Raw genomic sequence first — 14,828 nt, forward strand, 5'->3', positions numbered from 1 at the left:
CAGTCGCGGCACCGAGCACCACCCCAGCCGCGCCGCCCGCCCCCCAGCCAGGATGATCGCCGGGACAGCCGTCACCGCCTGCCTCGCCGCCGCCCTGCCCGCCGCGGCCCTGGCGAGCCCCGCCCCGGCCGACGGCAACGCCCGCGACCGAGCGGCGGGGACCGGGCTCGGCCGCTACTACGACCAGCGCCTCGACTGGCGCAGCTGCGTCCGGGGTCCCGGCGACGAGACGGGCGAGGACCTGGAGAAGGCAGAGGCGCGCTGCGCGGACGTGACCGTGCCGCTCGACTACGCCGACCCGGGCGGCAGGACCATCACGGTCGCGATCTCCCGGCTGAAGGCGACCGACACCCGGCACCGCGTCGGCCCGCTGCTCCTGAACGGCGGCGGCCCCGGCGGACCCTCCCTCGGCGACGGGCCGAACATCCGCAGGACGATGAAGGACGTCGCCGCGCGCTACGACCTCATCGGAGTCGACCCCCGCTTCGTCGGCCGCAGCACGCCCCTGGACTGCGGATGGCCCGTCGGCACCGCGATCCTTTCGGCCGGGCTCGGGCGCGCGGGCTTCGACCGGCAGGTCGCCCTGCACAAGGACCTGGCCGCCAAGTGCCGCGCCACCGAAGGGCCGGTCCTGCCGCACGCCACCACGCGCAACACCGCCCGCGACATGGACGTCATCAGGGGCGCGCTCGGCGACCGCAAGATCTCCTACATCGGCTACTCGTACGGCTCCTATCTGGGGACCGTCTACGCGCAGATGTTCCCCGGCCGCCACGACCGCATGGTCTTCGACGGTGTCATCGACCCCCGCCGCTACACCCCCCGGCTCACCCTGGGCGTCGAGGAGGAGAACGAGCGGGCGCTGTCCGCCTGGGCCGCCTGGGCCGCGCGCCGGCACGCCGCCTACGACCTGGGGCGCACCCGCGCCGAGGTGCTCGCCACGGTCGACCGGATCGTGCGGGCGTCCGTGCGCGGGCTGACCCTCGGCACCGGGCCCGAGACCTTCCGGCTCGACGACACCCAGGTGCCCACGCTGCTCCTGGACGGCCTGGCCGACGACACCGACGAGGCGAGGGCGGATCTCGGGGAGCAGGTGTCGGCCCTCGCCCGCGCCGCGCGAGGACGGCCCGTGCCCCTGTCGCCCGGCTTGGCCGAGACCCTGCGCTTCCTGCTGACCGGCGCCGATTCGCACTACGGGAGCGTGCAGTCCGCGATCCTGTGCGGCGACGTGGCCGCCCCGCGCGATCCCGAGCGGTACTGGCGCGACATCGAGCGCAGCCGCGCCGCCCACCCGCTCATCGGGCCGCTGACCAACAACATCGGCCCCTGCGCGTTCTGGGACCGCCCGCGCGAGCGCCCCACCGAGGTGCGGCACGACGTCCCCGCCCTGCTCGTGAGCGCGACCGGCGACCCGCGCACCGACCACGAGGGGGCCCTCGCCCTGCACCGCACGCTGCCCAGCTCGAAGATGATCACCTTGAGGGGCGCCGACCGGCACGGCGTGTACGCCGAGTACAGCAACGCCTGCGTGGACGGGGCGGTCAACTCCTACCTGGCCACCGGGAAGTTGCCCGCCCGGGACCTGACCTGCGTCAAGCGGGACGGCTGAGGGCCTCGCGGTGGGCCTGCGCAAGATCCACGTACGCGGTGGCGTTGAGGGTGAGCTCCTCGCGCTCCTCCTCGGCGAGCTCCCGCACGACCTTCGCGGGCACACCGGCGACCAGCGAACCGGCGGGCACCCGCATCCGCTGCGGCACGAGGGCTCCCGCGGCGACGAGGGAACCCGCGCCGATCCGGGCGCCGTTGAGCACGGTGGCGCCCATACCGATGAGGGAGTCGTCCCCGACGGTGCAGCCGTGCAGGACCGCGTTGTGGCCGACCGAGACGCGCTCACCGACGGAGAGGGGGAAGTCCGGGTCGACGTGCAGGCTGCAGTTGTCCTGGATGTTGCTGTCGGCGCCGATCTCGATGGGCCCGAAGTCGGCGCGCAGGACGGCGCCGTACCAGGCGCTCGCCCGCGGGCCGAGGGTCACCTCGCCGATCACTGCGGCCGTCGGCGCGATGAAGGCGTCCTGGTCGACTTTCGGCTCCTTGCCGCCGAAGCCCATGACGAGTGCCTGCTGGCTCATCGGCTTCCTCTTTCTCTCCGTGCCGTCGGGTGTCCGTCGCGTCGTCGTGCCTGAGCGAACGGTACGGGACGGCCGTCCGGCCGCCGCCGCATGGGGCGAAGATCACAGGCGGTGGCGGTGCCCGGCGCGGACCCCGCGAGTAACGTGAGCGGGTGCCCGGAAACAAGAACGTGTTCTCATCACTGGCCGCCTGGCGGCGCGGCGTGGCGCAGCGCGCCGTCCACGCCGGATGGGACTGGGTGCGGCGCACGGGCGCGGTGACGGCGGACCGCCCCGGGCGGCTCCGGTTCGGCGCGATCGGCGAGGGCACGAAGCTGGCGTTCCCGCAGGGCACCGTCTTCGGCGCGCCCTGGATCCGGCTCGGCGCGCACTGCATCGTGGGCGAACAGGTCACCCTCACCGCCGGTCTGATGCCGGACCTCGACCTCGGCCCGGACCCGATCCTGCGCGTCGGGGACGGCGTGGTCCTCGGCCGCGGCAGCCACATCATCGCGGACACCACGGTGACCGTGGGCGACGACTGCTACTTCGGGCCGTATGTGTACGTGACGTCGACGAACCACTCGTACGACGACCCGCACACGCCCATCGGCAAGCAGTGGCCGCGGATGGAGCCGGTCGAGATCGGATCCGGCTGCTGGATCGGCACGGGTGCCGTGATCCTGCCGGGCGCCCGCATCGGCCGCAACGTGGTCGTGGCCGCGGGGGCCGTGGTGCGCGGCGCGGTGCCCGACCACGCGGTGGTGGCGGGGGCGCCCGCGCGGGTGGTGCGGACGTGGTGCGCGGAGCGCGGCTGGGAGCCGCCGCTGCGCACACCGGCTCCGGTGCCGATACCGGAGGGCATCACCCCCGAGCAACTGCTCGCGCTCGCGGAGCTGACAGAGCTCGACGGTCCGTGAACCCGCGGCGGGGGCGGGTCAGCCCGTCGCCAGCAGGACCGTGCCGATGAGGGCGAGCCCGGCGCCCGCCGCCTGCACCCCGCGCAGCCGCTCCTTGAGCACGCCGCGGGCCGCGAGGGCCGTGACCACCGGATAGAGCGAGGCGAGCACGGCGGCGACGGTGACGGGTCCGCTCCTGGCCGCCATCGCGTAGGTGCCGTTGGCGGCGACGTCCGCGAGGCCCACGAAGGCGAGCGCGGGCAGCGCGGAGCGGAGCGCGCGCATGCCGGTGTCCTCGGGGAGCGCGACCGCCCCGCGCCGCACGGAGACGTACAGCGCCGCACCGCCCGCGAGGACGTTCGTGACGCGCTGGACGAACAGGGCGAGGAACAGCCCCGTGACGGTGCTCGACGCCTCCGCGATCAGCGCCATGACGGCGCCGAAGCCGAACGCCGCGAGGAGCGTCAGCAGGACCGCCTGCCGTCGCACCGGGGCGCCCCGCAGCTCCGGGCCGCCCGCGAGCACGATGCCCGCGACGGCCACGGCGATGCCCGCGAACTGCGCGAACCCCGGCCGCTCGCCGAGGAAGAGGCCCACGCCCACCGGCACGGCGACCCCCAGCGAACCGAGCGGCGAGACCACGCCCATCGGGCCGAGCGCCAGGGCCTTGTAGAAGGCGAGCATCGCGACGGGCCCCACGAGTCCCGCGCCGACCGCGAACCACAGCCGCGGCCCCCACTCGCCCCAGGCGCCCGTGGCGAGCACGACGGCACCGAGGACGACCACGGCGATGCACTGCGAGACGACGACCACGGTGAGAGCGGGGATGCGCCGGGTCAGCAGTCCGCCGCCGAAGTCGGCGAGCCCCCACATGAGGCTTGTGGCCAGGGCGAACAGCGCTGTCAGGCCGGACACGAAAACCTCGCAGTACAGTGTGGTGGACCTTCGGGAACCCTCGTTTGCACCACACCGTAGTTCAGTACAGTGAACTCTGTCATCCAAAATATTGGACGGAATGTGTCGGACCTCGACCAGCTGACTCAGTCCCTCGCGCGCAACCTCAAGCGCTGGCGGACCGAACGGAACTTCACGCTCGACGCGCTCGCGGCCCGCGCGGGCGTCAGCCGGGGCATGATCATCCAGATCGAGCAGGCGCGCACGAACCCCAGCGTGGGCATCACGGTCAAGCTCGCGGACGCGCTCGGCGTCAGCATCACCACGCTGCTCGACCACGAACAGGGCCCGCAGGTCCGGCTCGTGCCGCCCGAGCGCGCGGTGCGGATGTGGTCCACGGACGCGGGCAGCAGCACGACCTTGCTCGTCGGTACGGAGTCCCGGGGCCCGTTCGAGCTGTGGACCTGGCATCTGATGCCGGGCGAGGGCAGCGACTCCGACGGCCACCCGCCGGGCACGCTGGAGCTGCTGCACGTCAGGACGGGGGAGTTGACGCTGGTCGTGGACGGCGACGAGCACCTCGTCGCGGCCGGTTGCGCGGCGTCGTTCGAGGCGAACGCGGCGCACGGCTACCACAACAAGGGCGCCGAGCCGGTCGAGATGACCATGGCGGTGTCGGTCCCGCCCGCCCACGCGGGAACGTACTGAGGCCCGGGACTCGGTTCACCACGCGCCCGCCCACTGGGCTACCGTGCCGCCATGCGTGCTCCCTTCGGTGATTTCGACGTCGTCCGGCCCGCCCCGGAAGCCCTCGACCTGCTCGTCGCCCCCGTGGCCGACGCCGTGCGCGGCTGGAACGGGCCGGTGCCCGCCGACGAGCTGATCCACGTCGACACCGACCCGGCCTGGGCGGACACGGCCACGTTCGTGGAGCACTACGGCCCCGAACTGCTCGCCAGGTCCGCGAACTGCGTGGTCGTCGCCGGCAAGCGGGCGGGCGAGACGACCCTCGCGGCCTGTCTGGTGCCGTCCGCGGCGCGCGTCGACGTCAACGGAGTCGTACGGCGCAGGCTCGGCGTCCGCAAGGCGTCGTTCGCGCCCATGGACACCGCCGTCGGCGAGACCGGCATGGAGTACGGCGGCATCACGCCCATCGGTCTGCCCGCCGCCTGGCCGCTCCTGGTGGACGCCGCGGTGGCCGATCTGCCGCACGTCCTCGTCGGCAGCGGCAGCCGCAGGGGCAAGCTGATCGTGCCGGGCAAGGTGTTCGCGGGCCTGCCGAACGCGACGGTGGTCGAGGGGCTCGGGCAGGCGGCCTGACCAGGTTCGGGCGCTTGGCCTGACCGGGTTCGCGCGGGCGACCGCCCCGGCCGGAGCAGGGACGGGGGCAGGTGGCCGGGCGAGGGCCCGGTGGTCCGGCTAACGTCCCTGCTGCCGCGGAGCTGTGACGCCCTCGGCCCGCAGCCGCTCGATGTCGGCCGCCTCCCGGCCGAGTTCGGCCAGGATCTTCTCCGTGTGCTCGCCCACGCCCGGCACGGGGTCCATGCGCGGGCTCACGCCGGAGAGCGCGACGGGCGGCAGGAGCGCCCGGATGCCGGGCGCCGCCCCCGGCAGCCCCACGTCGCGCCAGCGGTCCCGGGCGGCGAGCACGGGATGGTCCAGGAAGTCGGAGACCGTGTTGACGCCCGCGTTGGCGATGCGCGCCGTGTCGAGCAGCGCCACCGCCTCGTCCCCGGGCAGCTCCGCGAACCGCGCGGCGATCGCCGCGTCCAGCTCGTCGCGGTGCGCGACCCGCGCGGAACCGGTGGCGAAGCGCGGGTCGGCCACCATGTCCGGCCGCTCCAGGAACCGCTCGCACAGGGCTGCCCACTCGGGCTCGTTCTGCACCGAGATCAGCACCTCCTTGCCGTCGGCGGCCACGAACACGCCGTAGGGCGCGACCGTCGCGTGCCGGGCGCCGACGCGTGGCGGCTGCGCACCGCCGTGGCGGGTGTAGTACGCGGGCTGGCTCATCCACTCGGCGAGCGCGTCGAAGAGGGAGATCTCCACGGCGGGCGCCCGACCGGTCGTCGCGCGCGTGAACAGCGCCGACAGGACGCCGCTGTAGGCGTACATCCCCGCCGCTATGTCGGCGACCGAGATCCCGACGCGCACGGCCTCGTCGGGGGTGCCGGTGAGGGAGAGCAGGCCCGTCTGGCACTGCACGAGCATGTCGTACGCCTTGCGGTCCGCCCAGGGCCCGTCGGTGCCGTAGCCGCTGACCGTGCAGGTGATCAGGGAAGGATGGCGGGCCCGCAGAACGGGCGGGGAGAGACCGAGCCGCTCGGCCGCGCCCGGGGCGAGGTTCTGCACGAACACGTCCGCCCCGGCGACGAGTTCCCGCAGGATCTCCAGGCCCGCGGGGGACTTCACGTCCAGGACGATCGACTCCTTGGAGCGGTTCAGCCAGACGAAATAGCTGGCCTCGCCGTGCACGGTGGTGTCGTAGCGGCGCGCGAAGTCACCCCCGCCGGGGCGCTCCACCTTGATGACCCTCGCACCCAGGTCCGCGAGCTGCCGGGTGGCGAACGGGGCGGCGACGGCCTGCTCCAGGCTGACCACGGTGATCCCGGCCAGTGGCAGCGCGTGCGGTGCGGTGCTCTCGTGCGGCATCGTCAGGGCCGCCCGCTCCGGTACGCCTCGTGGAACTGCTCGCTGCCCCTCATCCGGTGTGCTCCCCTCCCGTGGCGCCGGCCGCCGGGCCGCGGCCGGTGTGGACCGACGGTACCGGGGCGCACCCGGGGGCGCGCGTCCGGTGCCGGCCCCCGCCGTTCACCTGATGCTCACGAGGGTCGGCACGATCGGTCTCGCGCACCTTGAGCGCAGTTCAGCCGAGGGGGTCACCGTGCTGAACAGGCGCCTTTTCCGCTTTCCCGCAGTCAGCAGGCCGCACGCCTCCCGCTTCCGCGACTCTCCCCGCTCCCGCGACTTCTCCCGCTTCCGCGACTTCTCCCGCACCAGCGACTCCTCCCGCTTCCGCACCTTCGTACGGCGCTGCTCCCGCACGCCCTCCAGTACGGCGCTTTCAGCGGACTCCCCGTCCGTCCCATCGAACGGAGAAAATGTCATGCCCGCGACACCCGTCACTCCCGTCCCGGAAGCCGCCGCGGCCACCTCCGCCGCCCCGGCGTACGTCCCGTCCATCGCCCACTCCGAGGAGCAGATCCGCGCCGCCCAGCGGCTGCGCTTCCAGGTCTTCGGCGAGGAGATGGGCGCAGCGCTCGACACGCCGCTGGCCGGGCACGACATCGACGCCTTCGACGACCTCGCGGACCACCTGATCATCACCGACACCACCAGCGGCGACGTCGTCGGCACCTACCGCCTGATCCCGCCCGGCCGCTCGGAACGCTCCTACTCCGACGGGGAGTTCGACCTCAGCGCCCTGCGTCCGCTGCGTCCCGCCACCGTCGAGGCCGGGCGCTCCTGCGTGCACCCCGACCACCGCTCCGGCGCCGTGATCAACCTGATGTGGTCGGCCCTCGCCCGCTACGTCCTGCTCTCCGGCCACCGCTATCTGGCGGGCTGCGCCTCCGTGCCGCTGTCCGACGGCGGTACGGGCGCCGCCGGCGCCTGGCTGCTCGGCACCGCCAAGCACGCGTCGCCGCCCGAACTCCGCGTGCACCCGCACCGCCCGTGGACGCCCGGCGACCTCGCCGAGCACCGCCCGAGCTACGCGGACCTGCCGCCCCTGCTGCGCGGCTATCTGCGCCTGGGCGCCTGGATGTGCGGGGCACCCGCGCACGACCCCGATTTCGACTCCGCCGACTTCTACGTGCTCCTCGACACCGAGCGGCTGAGCGAACGGCACCGCAGGTTCTTCCTCGGTGACGCCGGGCGCGGTGACAGCGCGGGCGGTGCCGCGGCGCGCACCGGTGCCGTGTCCGGGACGAGCGCGTGAACCCCTGGGCCGTCGACGCGGGCTGTCCGCGGACCTGCGCGGTGCGTCCGGCCGCCCGGGTCGGGCCCCTCGGCGCCCTGCCGCGGTACGCGGCCCTCGCCCGTGAGCTCACCCGGTGCCTGGTCCTCGGTGAGCGTCTCGCCGGGGACGCGGCGCCCCGGACCCAGGCGCGCCGGGTCCTGGACGCGCTCGGCGTACGCCTCGAAACGCCCTCGGCGCGGCCGGGTCCCTTGAGCGTGCCGGGCTCCGACCGCGGCACGCTGATCGTCGCCAACCACATCTCGTGGCTGGACGTCGTGGCGCTGCTCGCCGTCGAGCCGGTGTCGTTCGTCGCCAAGAAGGAAGTGGGGCGGTGGCCGGTCGTCGGCACGCTCGCCCGGCGCATGGGCACGCAGTTCATCGACCGCGAGGGCGGGCGGCACGCGCTGCCCCTGATGGTGGGCGAGCTGGCCAAGACGCTGGCGTCCGGGCGGTCCGTCCTGGTCTTCCCGCAGGCCACCACCTGGTGCTCGGTCTCGGCGGGGCGGTTCCGCCGGGCCGCGTTCCAGGCGGCGGTGGACGCGGGCGCGGCGGTGCGGCCGGTGACCGTGGCGTACCGCGTCGGCGGGAGGACCAGCACCTCGGCGGCGTTCCTCGGGGACGAGGGCTTCGGGGGGTCGCTGCGGCGGGTGGTCGCCACCCGCGGCCTGACCGTGCGGGTCACCGCGCACGCGCCGCTGTACGGGGAGGACCGCAGGACGCTGGCGGCGGGGGCGTGGGCGGCGGTGAGCGCGGGGGAGGCCGACGTACATGGCTGAGATGGGAGCGCCGGGGGAGGTCGACGTGCAGGGCTGAGACGGGAGCGGGTTCGCCACCGTGTGTGACTGCACACGTTCAACTCGTGTTCACGGCGTGCTCGCGCACCGCTGACACGCTCCTCCCCGTTCCCCCGCGTCCCCTGTCCCCCGACCGGACGCGTCTCCCCACCTCCCTACGGAAGAGGAACCCGGTGCCCGTCACCCGAAAGCTCCGTACCTCCCTGCTGTCCGCGAGCGCCCTCGCCGGCGCCGCCGCGCTCGTGCTCCAGACCGCGCTGCCCGCGCACGCCGCCGTGGACTTCGACGTGACCGCGACGGTGGAGACCGTCCCGGTGTCGCACAGCGGGGACGCCGCGGACGACCCGGCGATCTGGGTGCACCCGAGCGACCCGGCCCGGTCCGCCGTGGTGGCCACGGACAAGAAGGGCGCCCTGGAGGTGTACGACCTCAAGGGCGCGCGGATCCAGCGGATCGACGGGGACCACGGCAACAACGTCGACGTACGCGGTGACGTCGTCGTGTCCGCGGACGACGAGGCGGCGGGCGGCGACGGCGCCCTGCACATCTACCGCATCGACCCGGCGACACGGCGCCTCAAGCACCTCAAGGACGTGCCGACCGAGGTCACCGCGCACGGCGTCTGCCTCTACACATCGCCGGCGTCCGGGAAGCTCTACGCCTACCCCAACTCCACCTCGGGCCGCGTCGAGCAGTGGGAACTCGCCGTCAACGGCGACGCGGTGACCGCGAGGTCGGTGCGGCTCTTCGACGCGGGCTCCGCCGTCGAGGGCTGCTACGCCGACGAGAGCACCGGGAAGCTGTACCTCGGCGAGGAGGACGTCGGCGTCTGGGTCTACGGCGCCGAACCGAACGCGGGGACCGCCCGCACCAAGCTCGACTCCACCGGCTCCGGCGGCCACCTCACCGCCGACACCGAGGGCATAGCGGCCGCGGGCAACCGCCTCTTCGTCTCCTCGCAGGGCAGCGACGACTTCACCGTGTACGACCGGCGCAGCGGCGCCTACCTCGGCCGCTTCGGGGTGGCCTCCGGCAGCGCGGCCGACGACTGCGAGGACACCGACGGCATCGACGCGACCGCCGCGGGACTCGGCGCCGCCTTCCCCAAGGGCGTCTTCGTCTGCCAGGACGGCTCCAACGGCGCCCCCGGCAGCAGCGGCAACCAGAACTTCAAGTACGTGCCCCTGGAGCGGATCACCGACCGCGTGTGACCCCCGGCGGCTCGCCGTCGCCCGGACCGTACAGCGTGGTCGTGCGCACCCCCGCCTGGAAGCGGGTCCGCACCCCGAGCACCGCCATGATGCGGCTCATCCGGCGCTCGACCGTGCGCTGGGCCACGCCGAGGCGGCGGGCGATGGCGCTGTCGGTGAGCCCGGCGCGCAGATGGCCGAGCAGCAACTCGTCCTCGGGCGAGAGCAGTTCATGGGCGCCGGGGGCGGCGGGCCACAGGGGCGTGGCGCGCTGCCAGAGGAGTTCGAAGAGGGCGATCAGGCCGTCCAGGAGCGCGGACTGCTGGACGACGAGGATCTCCTCCTGACTGGCGACGACGAAGGGTACGAGCGCGACCCTGTGGTCGGCGATCACCAGTTTCAGCGGCACGTCGGCGAGGACCCGGCTCTCCTCGCCGCGTGCCGCGAGGTCGCGGGTGGCCTCCGCGCGCCCGGGGCCGTCGAGGCCCGCCTGGTCGTAGACCGCGCGGTAGCGCACGCCCTTGTCGAGGCGTTCGAGCTGCACGGTGTCCTGGCGCCGCAGCGGTTCCACGACGTAGGGCGGCTTGTCTAGGATCAGGATCTCGTTCTTGGCGGTCTGCTGCGTCTGGAAGAACTGCTGGGCGATCGCCTCCCGGCCGCGAAGGACTTGGACCGGGGAGCCGCCGCCGCGCAACCGCCCGGCCCGGAACTCCTCGGCGAGCCCGGCCGCGGCGAGCCGGGCGTGCGCGATCTCCTCCTGGCGGCGCAGCGCGAGGACTTCCAGGGCGACGTCGGGCGGTGCCGGGGTGTACCGCTCAGGGCCGTCCGCGGCTTCGGTGAGCAGCCCGAGCCGGGCGAGGGAGCGCACGTGTCTGCGCACGCGCTGCTCGGTGAGGCCGGTCGCCGTGGCGAGCTGCTCGGGCGTCGAGCCGGGTGCCGCGAGGAACGCGCGGTACACCCGCTCGTCGGCGGGGCTGATGCCGAGCCCGGTGAGCACGGGAGGCCGCGGCGGGGTGGGGCCGGAGGGGGGCGTGGGGTCCATGCCACCGCTTTCCCTTCGTGGGCGTCGGAAAGCCGACAGTGGCGGAACTCCGACGTCCCCATCTGCCCGGACCCCGGTACGGTCGTGCATGTCGCGGACGCTCGTTGTCATGAACGCTGAAGTCGCTTGCCGGAAGCGGCAGTCTGCCGGACAACGCCGACCGCGTCCACGGTGCTCGCACCGCCGGTGGTTCGCGGTCCTTACCGGGCCCGCGGACGGAGCGCGACCCCCAGACCGGCACGGGATGCCCCGGTTCTCGCCTCCATGCCAGGGGCGCTGACCCCCCACCCGGGGCATCCCGCGCCACCCTCACTCCCCGCCGGGCCGGTATGTCCGCGCACCGTGCTTGCCGCCGGGCCGGCATGTCCGCGCACCGTGACGGTGCGGCATCAAGAAACCGTGAAGATTGCCGGAAAAAGGCAGTGCGCCGTGCGGGCGGGCCACGTCAGTATGGGGAGGCAGAGACGGGGGGCGAGGGCCCGGGTGCCGGATCACGGAAACGAGAGCCGGCGCCCGGGTGGGCACGGCCCCCGGGCTCGACCGGTCAAGGGGGCGGGGGACATGGGGGAGTTGGTCGACGCGGCGGTGGGATGGCCAGGGGTGGCCTTCAGCTCCGCGATGGCTGTGGTGGTGTGCTTCTGGCTGCTCGTGGCGCTGGGCGCCGGGCGGGCCGGCAGTTTCGACGAGGACGCCGATCTGGGAGCCGTGGGCCTCGGGGGAGTGCCGGTGGCCGTGGCGGCGTCGCTCATGACGGTCATCGGCTGGACCGTGAGCCTCGCGGGCACCGTCGCCGTTACCCGCGCCCACTGGGCGGGCCTCGCCCACGCGGCGGCGGACGTGGCCCTGCTCGCCACCTCCGGGGCGGTCGCCTGGGGGGCGACCTACGCCCTCGTACGCCTGCACGCCCACGCGCGCACGACGCGCACCGCTCACGCCCGTACCGCCCACGCCCGCACGACCCGCACCGCCCGCTCCCGCGGATCCGCCCCGTCGCCGCGCGACCTCGTCGGTTCCGTGTGCACGATCCGCTCGGAGCGGGTGGACACGGTGTCGGGGCGGGCGGACGTGGCGACACCGGCGGGGGCCGTGGTGTCGGTCGAGATCCGCCGGGGTGGGGCGGGCTCGGTGGGCGTGGCAGGTCCTGTGGGTCCGGACGGCTCGGTGGTGGGGTCGGTGCGCCCGGTGTCAGGGGCGGGAGGCGTGGGAGGGGCGCAAGAGGTGGAATCGGCGGGTTCCGGCAGGCCCGCCGGCCCGATGACCGCGGGCGCCACCGCCCTTCTGTACGCCTACGAGGACAGCGGTGCCTTCTTCTGGGCCGCGCCCTGCTCCGTGGCGCTCGCGCCCGGTCGGCGCCGGGATCGCTGCGGCGGGGCCCGGCATCGGCGTCCCGGCGGGCCGTCCGCGGGACCCGCGGGCGGGACCTGGCCCCAGGCCGACTGCGCGTGACCGCCCCGCTCGCCCTGACACCGTGACCGCCGCGAGCACCGGCCCGCGTCCCGTGGGCGGCCTCGGGCGTACCGCCGTCCCGCCCCCACCGCCCACCTCCCCGGCTCGTACGCTGAGTGGACGCACGGGGTCGAGCAGGTATTCGGGGGCATACGTGGCGGGTCGTGACATACCGGCTGACTATCTGGACGGCTACACCGGCATACTCGCCGACGCCTCCGCCACCGGCCGCGGCCTGACGCGTGCCGAGCTGGAGTCGCGGCGCGCGCTCGGCGAACGCGCGGCGGACGCCGGGTTCGGGCTGCGCGCCCTGGTGGGCGTGCATCTGGAGGCGGCCCGCGCGTACGGCGCGGATCCCGTCGCCGTGCAGGTGTCCGCCGCGGCTCTGCTCGCCGCCGTCGAGCAGGCCGTCGACGCCTTCGCCGAAGGGTACGAACGCGCCCAGCTCCTCGCGGTCCGTCAGGAGGAGGCGGCACGGCGGGAGTTCATCGACGACCTGCTGCACGGCCGCAGTGACCTCGGCCTGCTCGCCGAGCGCGCCGAACGCTTCGGTCTGCGCCTGTCCTCCTCGCACGCCGTCGCCGTCGCCCAGGGAGAGAGCGCCTACGAAGAGGGCGACAAGGCGCCGCGCGCCGTGGAACAGGCCCTCACCAGCCGCTTCGCCGACCGCGGCGTCCTGGTCACCACGAAGGACGGCCGCCTGGTGTGCGTGGCACCCGGCGACCAGGACGACGTCCTCGACTTCTTCGCCGGGCAGGCCCACACCGCCACCGACGGCGGCCGCGTCGCCATCGGCCGCCCCCGGCCCGGCGCGGGCGGCGTCGTCCAGTCGTACGAGGAAGCGCTGAACGCCCTCGACATCGCCGAGCGCCTGGAGCTGACCCCGGCGGTGCTGCGCGCCGCCGACCTGCTCGTCTATCCCGTCCTCGGCCGCGACCGGCAGGCGATGGCCGATCTCGTCGTGAACACCCTCGGCCCGCTGCGGCAGGCAAGGGGCGGCGCCGAACCCCTCATCGAGACCCTGTCGGCCTACTTCGACACGGGCTGCGTGGCGGCTCAGGCGGCCCGCCGTCTGAACCTGAGCGTGCGCGCCCTCACCTACCGCCTGGACCGCATCCACCGGCTCACCGGCACCAACCCCGCGCTGCCGATGCACCGCTACACCTTGCAGACGGCGGTGATCGGCGCACGCCTCCTCGACTGGCCCGAACGCCCCTTCTGAGGGGCCCGGTCGTCTTCCGGCGCCCCGCCGTCGTCTTTCGACGTGCCGCTGTCGTCTTTCGGCGCGCCGCCGTCGTCCGGGCCGGGGCCGCCGTTACGCGGGGCCGAGCCGGGGGATCTCGATGGCGGGGCAGCGGTCCATGACCATCTCCAGGCCGGCGGCCCGGGTGCGTTCGTACGCCGCCTCGTCGACGACGCCGAGCTGGAACCACACGGCCTCGGCGCCGACGGCCACCGCCTCGTCCGCGACGGCGCCCGCGAGGTCGCTGTTCACGAAGACGTCGACGACGTCGATGTCGAAGGGGATCTCCGCCAGCGAGGCGTACCCCTTCTCGCCGTGCACCGTCTCCGCCTTCGGATGCACCGGCACGATGCGCTTGCCGTACCGCTGCAACACCTCGGCGACGCCGTACGCGGCCCGCCGTTCGTTGCCGGAGAGGCCGACGACGGCCCACGTGTCACCGAGTCCGGTGAGAATCCTGCGAACGGTGGCGGGGTCGCCGTACATGTCGGGCCTCCAGGCGTATCGGTCGTTCCGAAAGTGCCAACGGCGGCACCGGCCGGGGGATTCCCGGCCGGTGCCGCCGCCGTGCCCGTGCGGTGCGCGGGCGGTGTCAGACGTTGACGCCGAAGTCCGAGGCGATGCCGCGCAGGCCGCTGGCGTAGCCCTGGCCGACGGCGCGGAACTTCCACTCGGCGCCGTGCCGGTAGAGCTCGCCGAAGACCATCGCGGTCTCGGTGGAGGCGTCCTCGGAGAGGTCGTAGCGGGCGATCTCCTGGTTGTCGGCCTGGTTGACCACGCGGATGAACGCGTTGCGGACCTGGCCGAAGCTCTGCCCGCGGTTCTCCGCGTCGTGGATGGAGACCGGAAAGACGATCTTGGTGATGTCGGCGGGCACGCCGGCGAGGTTGACCTTGACGGCTTCGTCGTCGCCCTCGCCCTCACCGGTGAGGTTGTCACCGGTGTGCTCGACGGAGCCGTCGGGGCTCGTGAGGTTGTTGTAGAAGACGAAGTGCTGGTCGGAGACGACCTTGCCGGAGTCGTCGCAGAGCAGCGCGCTGGCGTCGAGGTCGTAGTCCGTCCCGGTCGTCGTCCGGACGTCCCAGCCCAGTCCGACCAGTACGGCCGTCAGACCCGGCGCCTCCTTGCTCAGCGAAACGTTGCCGCCCTTGGCCAGGGAAACTCCCACGGTGTCCTCCTGCTGTGGTCTGTACGGAAAATCTATGTACCGAGAGCCCTGTACCGAGAGCCCTGTGTGGAGCGCCTCTGCAC

General features: G+C 73.9%; 15 protein-coding genes. 9 read left to right on the top strand and 6 right to left on the bottom strand.

Annotated features, from left to right (window positions below; translation table 11 throughout):
* The first annotated feature begins 52 nt into the window (after positions 1–52).
* Positions 53–1,609, top strand: a complete 1,557-nt coding sequence (locus tag GPA10_RS26945) for an alpha/beta hydrolase (RefSeq protein WP_157167839.1) — start codon at positions 53–55, stop codon at positions 1,607–1,609.
* On the opposite strand, the gene GPA10_RS26950 is transcribed toward GPA10_RS26945, so the two are convergent.
* Positions 1,593–2,129, bottom strand: a complete 537-nt coding sequence (locus GPA10_RS26950) for a gamma carbonic anhydrase family protein (RefSeq protein WP_157167763.1) — start codon at positions 2,127–2,129, stop codon at positions 1,593–1,595. The genes GPA10_RS26945 and GPA10_RS26950 overlap by 17 nt on opposite strands.
* Before the next feature lie 152 nt (positions 2,130–2,281).
* On the opposite strand from GPA10_RS26950, the gene GPA10_RS26955 reads away from it, so the two are divergent.
* Positions 2,282–3,028 (top strand): acyltransferase, encoded by a 747-nt coding sequence (locus tag GPA10_RS26955; protein ID WP_058848855.1) that lies wholly within the window; start codon positions 2,282–2,284, stop codon positions 3,026–3,028.
* Between the two features lie 18 nt (positions 3,029–3,046).
* Here the strand turns inward: GPA10_RS26955 and GPA10_RS26960 are convergent, their stop codons facing one another.
* Entirely contained in the window at positions 3,047–3,913 is an 867-nt protein-coding gene (locus tag GPA10_RS26960) for a DMT family transporter (RefSeq protein ID WP_058848934.1), read from the bottom strand.
* Between the two features lie 111 nt (positions 3,914–4,024).
* Between GPA10_RS26960 and GPA10_RS26965 the strand changes: the two genes are divergently transcribed.
* Both GPA10_RS26965 and GPA10_RS26970 read left to right on the top strand, forming a co-directional pair.
* The gene (locus GPA10_RS26965; protein ID WP_058848854.1) at positions 4,025–4,609 is read left to right on the top strand and encodes an XRE family transcriptional regulator; all 585 of its coding nucleotides are present in this window, start codon (positions 4,025–4,027) and stop codon (positions 4,607–4,609) included.
* A gap of 51 nt (positions 4,610–4,660) precedes the next feature.
* Entirely contained in the window at positions 4,661–5,221 is a 561-nt protein-coding gene (locus GPA10_RS26970; RefSeq protein WP_157167764.1) for a YbaK/EbsC family protein, read from the top strand.
* Between the two features lie 99 nt (positions 5,222–5,320).
* On the opposite strand, the gene GPA10_RS26975 is transcribed toward GPA10_RS26970, so the two are convergent.
* A complete protein-coding gene (locus tag GPA10_RS26975; protein ID WP_157167765.1) occupies positions 5,321–6,553 on the bottom strand; it encodes a CaiB/BaiF CoA transferase family protein in 1,233 nt (410 codons plus the stop codon).
* Positions 6,554–7,007: 454 nt separating this feature from the next.
* Between GPA10_RS26975 and GPA10_RS26980 the strand changes: the two genes are divergently transcribed.
* The 3 genes from GPA10_RS26980 (at position 7,008) to GPA10_RS26990 (ending at position 9,867) form a co-directional block, all read left to right on the top strand.
* A complete protein-coding gene (locus GPA10_RS26980) occupies positions 7,008–7,841 on the top strand; it encodes a GNAT family N-acetyltransferase (RefSeq protein WP_157167766.1) in 834 nt (277 codons plus the stop codon).
* Positions 7,838–8,638 carry a lysophospholipid acyltransferase family protein gene (locus GPA10_RS26985; RefSeq protein WP_343041367.1) on the top strand — a complete coding sequence of 267 codons (801 nt, stop codon included), beginning with the start codon at positions 7,838–7,840 and terminating at the stop codon, positions 8,636–8,638. The genes GPA10_RS26980 and GPA10_RS26985 overlap by 4 nt, the downstream gene beginning before the upstream one ends.
* A gap of 191 nt (positions 8,639–8,829) precedes the next feature.
* A complete protein-coding gene (locus GPA10_RS26990) occupies positions 8,830–9,867 on the top strand; it encodes a phytase (protein ID WP_058848849.1) in 1,038 nt (345 codons plus the stop codon).
* Here GPA10_RS26990 and GPA10_RS26995 read toward each other — a convergent pair.
* A complete protein-coding gene (locus GPA10_RS26995; RefSeq protein WP_157167767.1) occupies positions 9,851–10,888 on the bottom strand; it encodes a helix-turn-helix transcriptional regulator in 1,038 nt (345 codons plus the stop codon). The two genes, GPA10_RS26990 and GPA10_RS26995, sit on opposite strands and share 17 nt — an antisense overlap.
* Before the next feature lie 561 nt (positions 10,889–11,449).
* Here GPA10_RS26995 and GPA10_RS27000 point away from each other — a divergent pair.
* Positions 11,450–12,334, top strand: coding sequence for a hypothetical protein (locus GPA10_RS27000; RefSeq protein ID WP_157167768.1), 885 nt, complete (start codon positions 11,450–11,452; stop codon positions 12,332–12,334).
* A gap of 154 nt (positions 12,335–12,488) precedes the next feature.
* Positions 12,489–13,556 carry a PucR family transcriptional regulator gene (locus GPA10_RS27005; protein WP_058848846.1) on the top strand — a complete coding sequence of 356 codons (1,068 nt, stop codon included), beginning with the start codon at positions 12,489–12,491 and terminating at the stop codon, positions 13,554–13,556.
* Positions 13,557–13,649: 93 nt separating this feature from the next.
* Here GPA10_RS27005 and GPA10_RS27010 read toward each other — a convergent pair whose 3' ends face one another.
* Both GPA10_RS27010 and GPA10_RS27015 read right to left on the bottom strand, forming a co-directional pair.
* The gene (locus GPA10_RS27010) at positions 13,650–14,063 is read right to left on the bottom strand and encodes a CoA-binding protein (RefSeq protein ID WP_157167769.1); all 414 of its coding nucleotides are present in this window, start codon (positions 14,061–14,063) and stop codon (positions 13,650–13,652) included.
* A 106-nt stretch (positions 14,064–14,169) separates the two neighbouring features.
* Positions 14,170–14,745: a TerD family protein gene (locus GPA10_RS27015; protein ID WP_343041368.1), complete on the bottom strand. Its 576-nt coding sequence runs from the start codon at positions 14,743–14,745 to the stop codon at positions 14,170–14,172.
* Positions 14,746–14,828 lie beyond the last annotated feature (83 nt).

Source organism: Streptomyces typhae (genome assembly GCF_009755605.1).
Taxonomy (GTDB): domain Bacteria; phylum Actinomycetota; class Actinomycetes; order Streptomycetales; family Streptomycetaceae; genus Streptomyces; species Streptomyces typhae.

Excerpts from the sequence above, each read along its gene's own strand:
- GPA10_RS27010 (WP_157167769.1), bottom strand. The coding sequence starts at position 14,063 with ATGTACGGCGACCCCGCCACCGTTCGCAGGATTCTCACCGGACTCGGT.
- GPA10_RS26980 (WP_157167766.1), top strand. The coding sequence starts at position 7,008 with ATGCCCGCGACACCCGTCACTCCCGTCCCGGAAGCCGCCGCGGCCACC.
- GPA10_RS27000 (WP_157167768.1), top strand. The coding sequence starts at position 11,450 with ATGGGGGAGTTGGTCGACGCGGCGGTGGGATGGCCAGGGGTGGCCTTC.
- GPA10_RS26945 (WP_157167839.1), top strand. The coding sequence starts at position 53 with ATGATCGCCGGGACAGCCGTCACCGCCTGCCTCGCCGCCGCCCTGCCC.
- GPA10_RS26995 (WP_157167767.1), bottom strand. The coding sequence starts at position 10,888 with ATGGACCCCACGCCCCCCTCCGGCCCCACCCCGCCGCGGCCTCCCGTG.
- GPA10_RS26970 (WP_157167764.1), top strand. The coding sequence starts at position 4,661 with ATGCGTGCTCCCTTCGGTGATTTCGACGTCGTCCGGCCCGCCCCGGAA.
- GPA10_RS26975 (WP_157167765.1), bottom strand. The coding sequence starts at position 6,553 with ATGCCGCACGAGAGCACCGCACCGCACGCGCTGCCACTGGCCGGGATC.
- GPA10_RS26950 (WP_157167763.1), bottom strand. The coding sequence starts at position 2,129 with ATGAGCCAGCAGGCACTCGTCATGGGCTTCGGCGGCAAGGAGCCGAAA.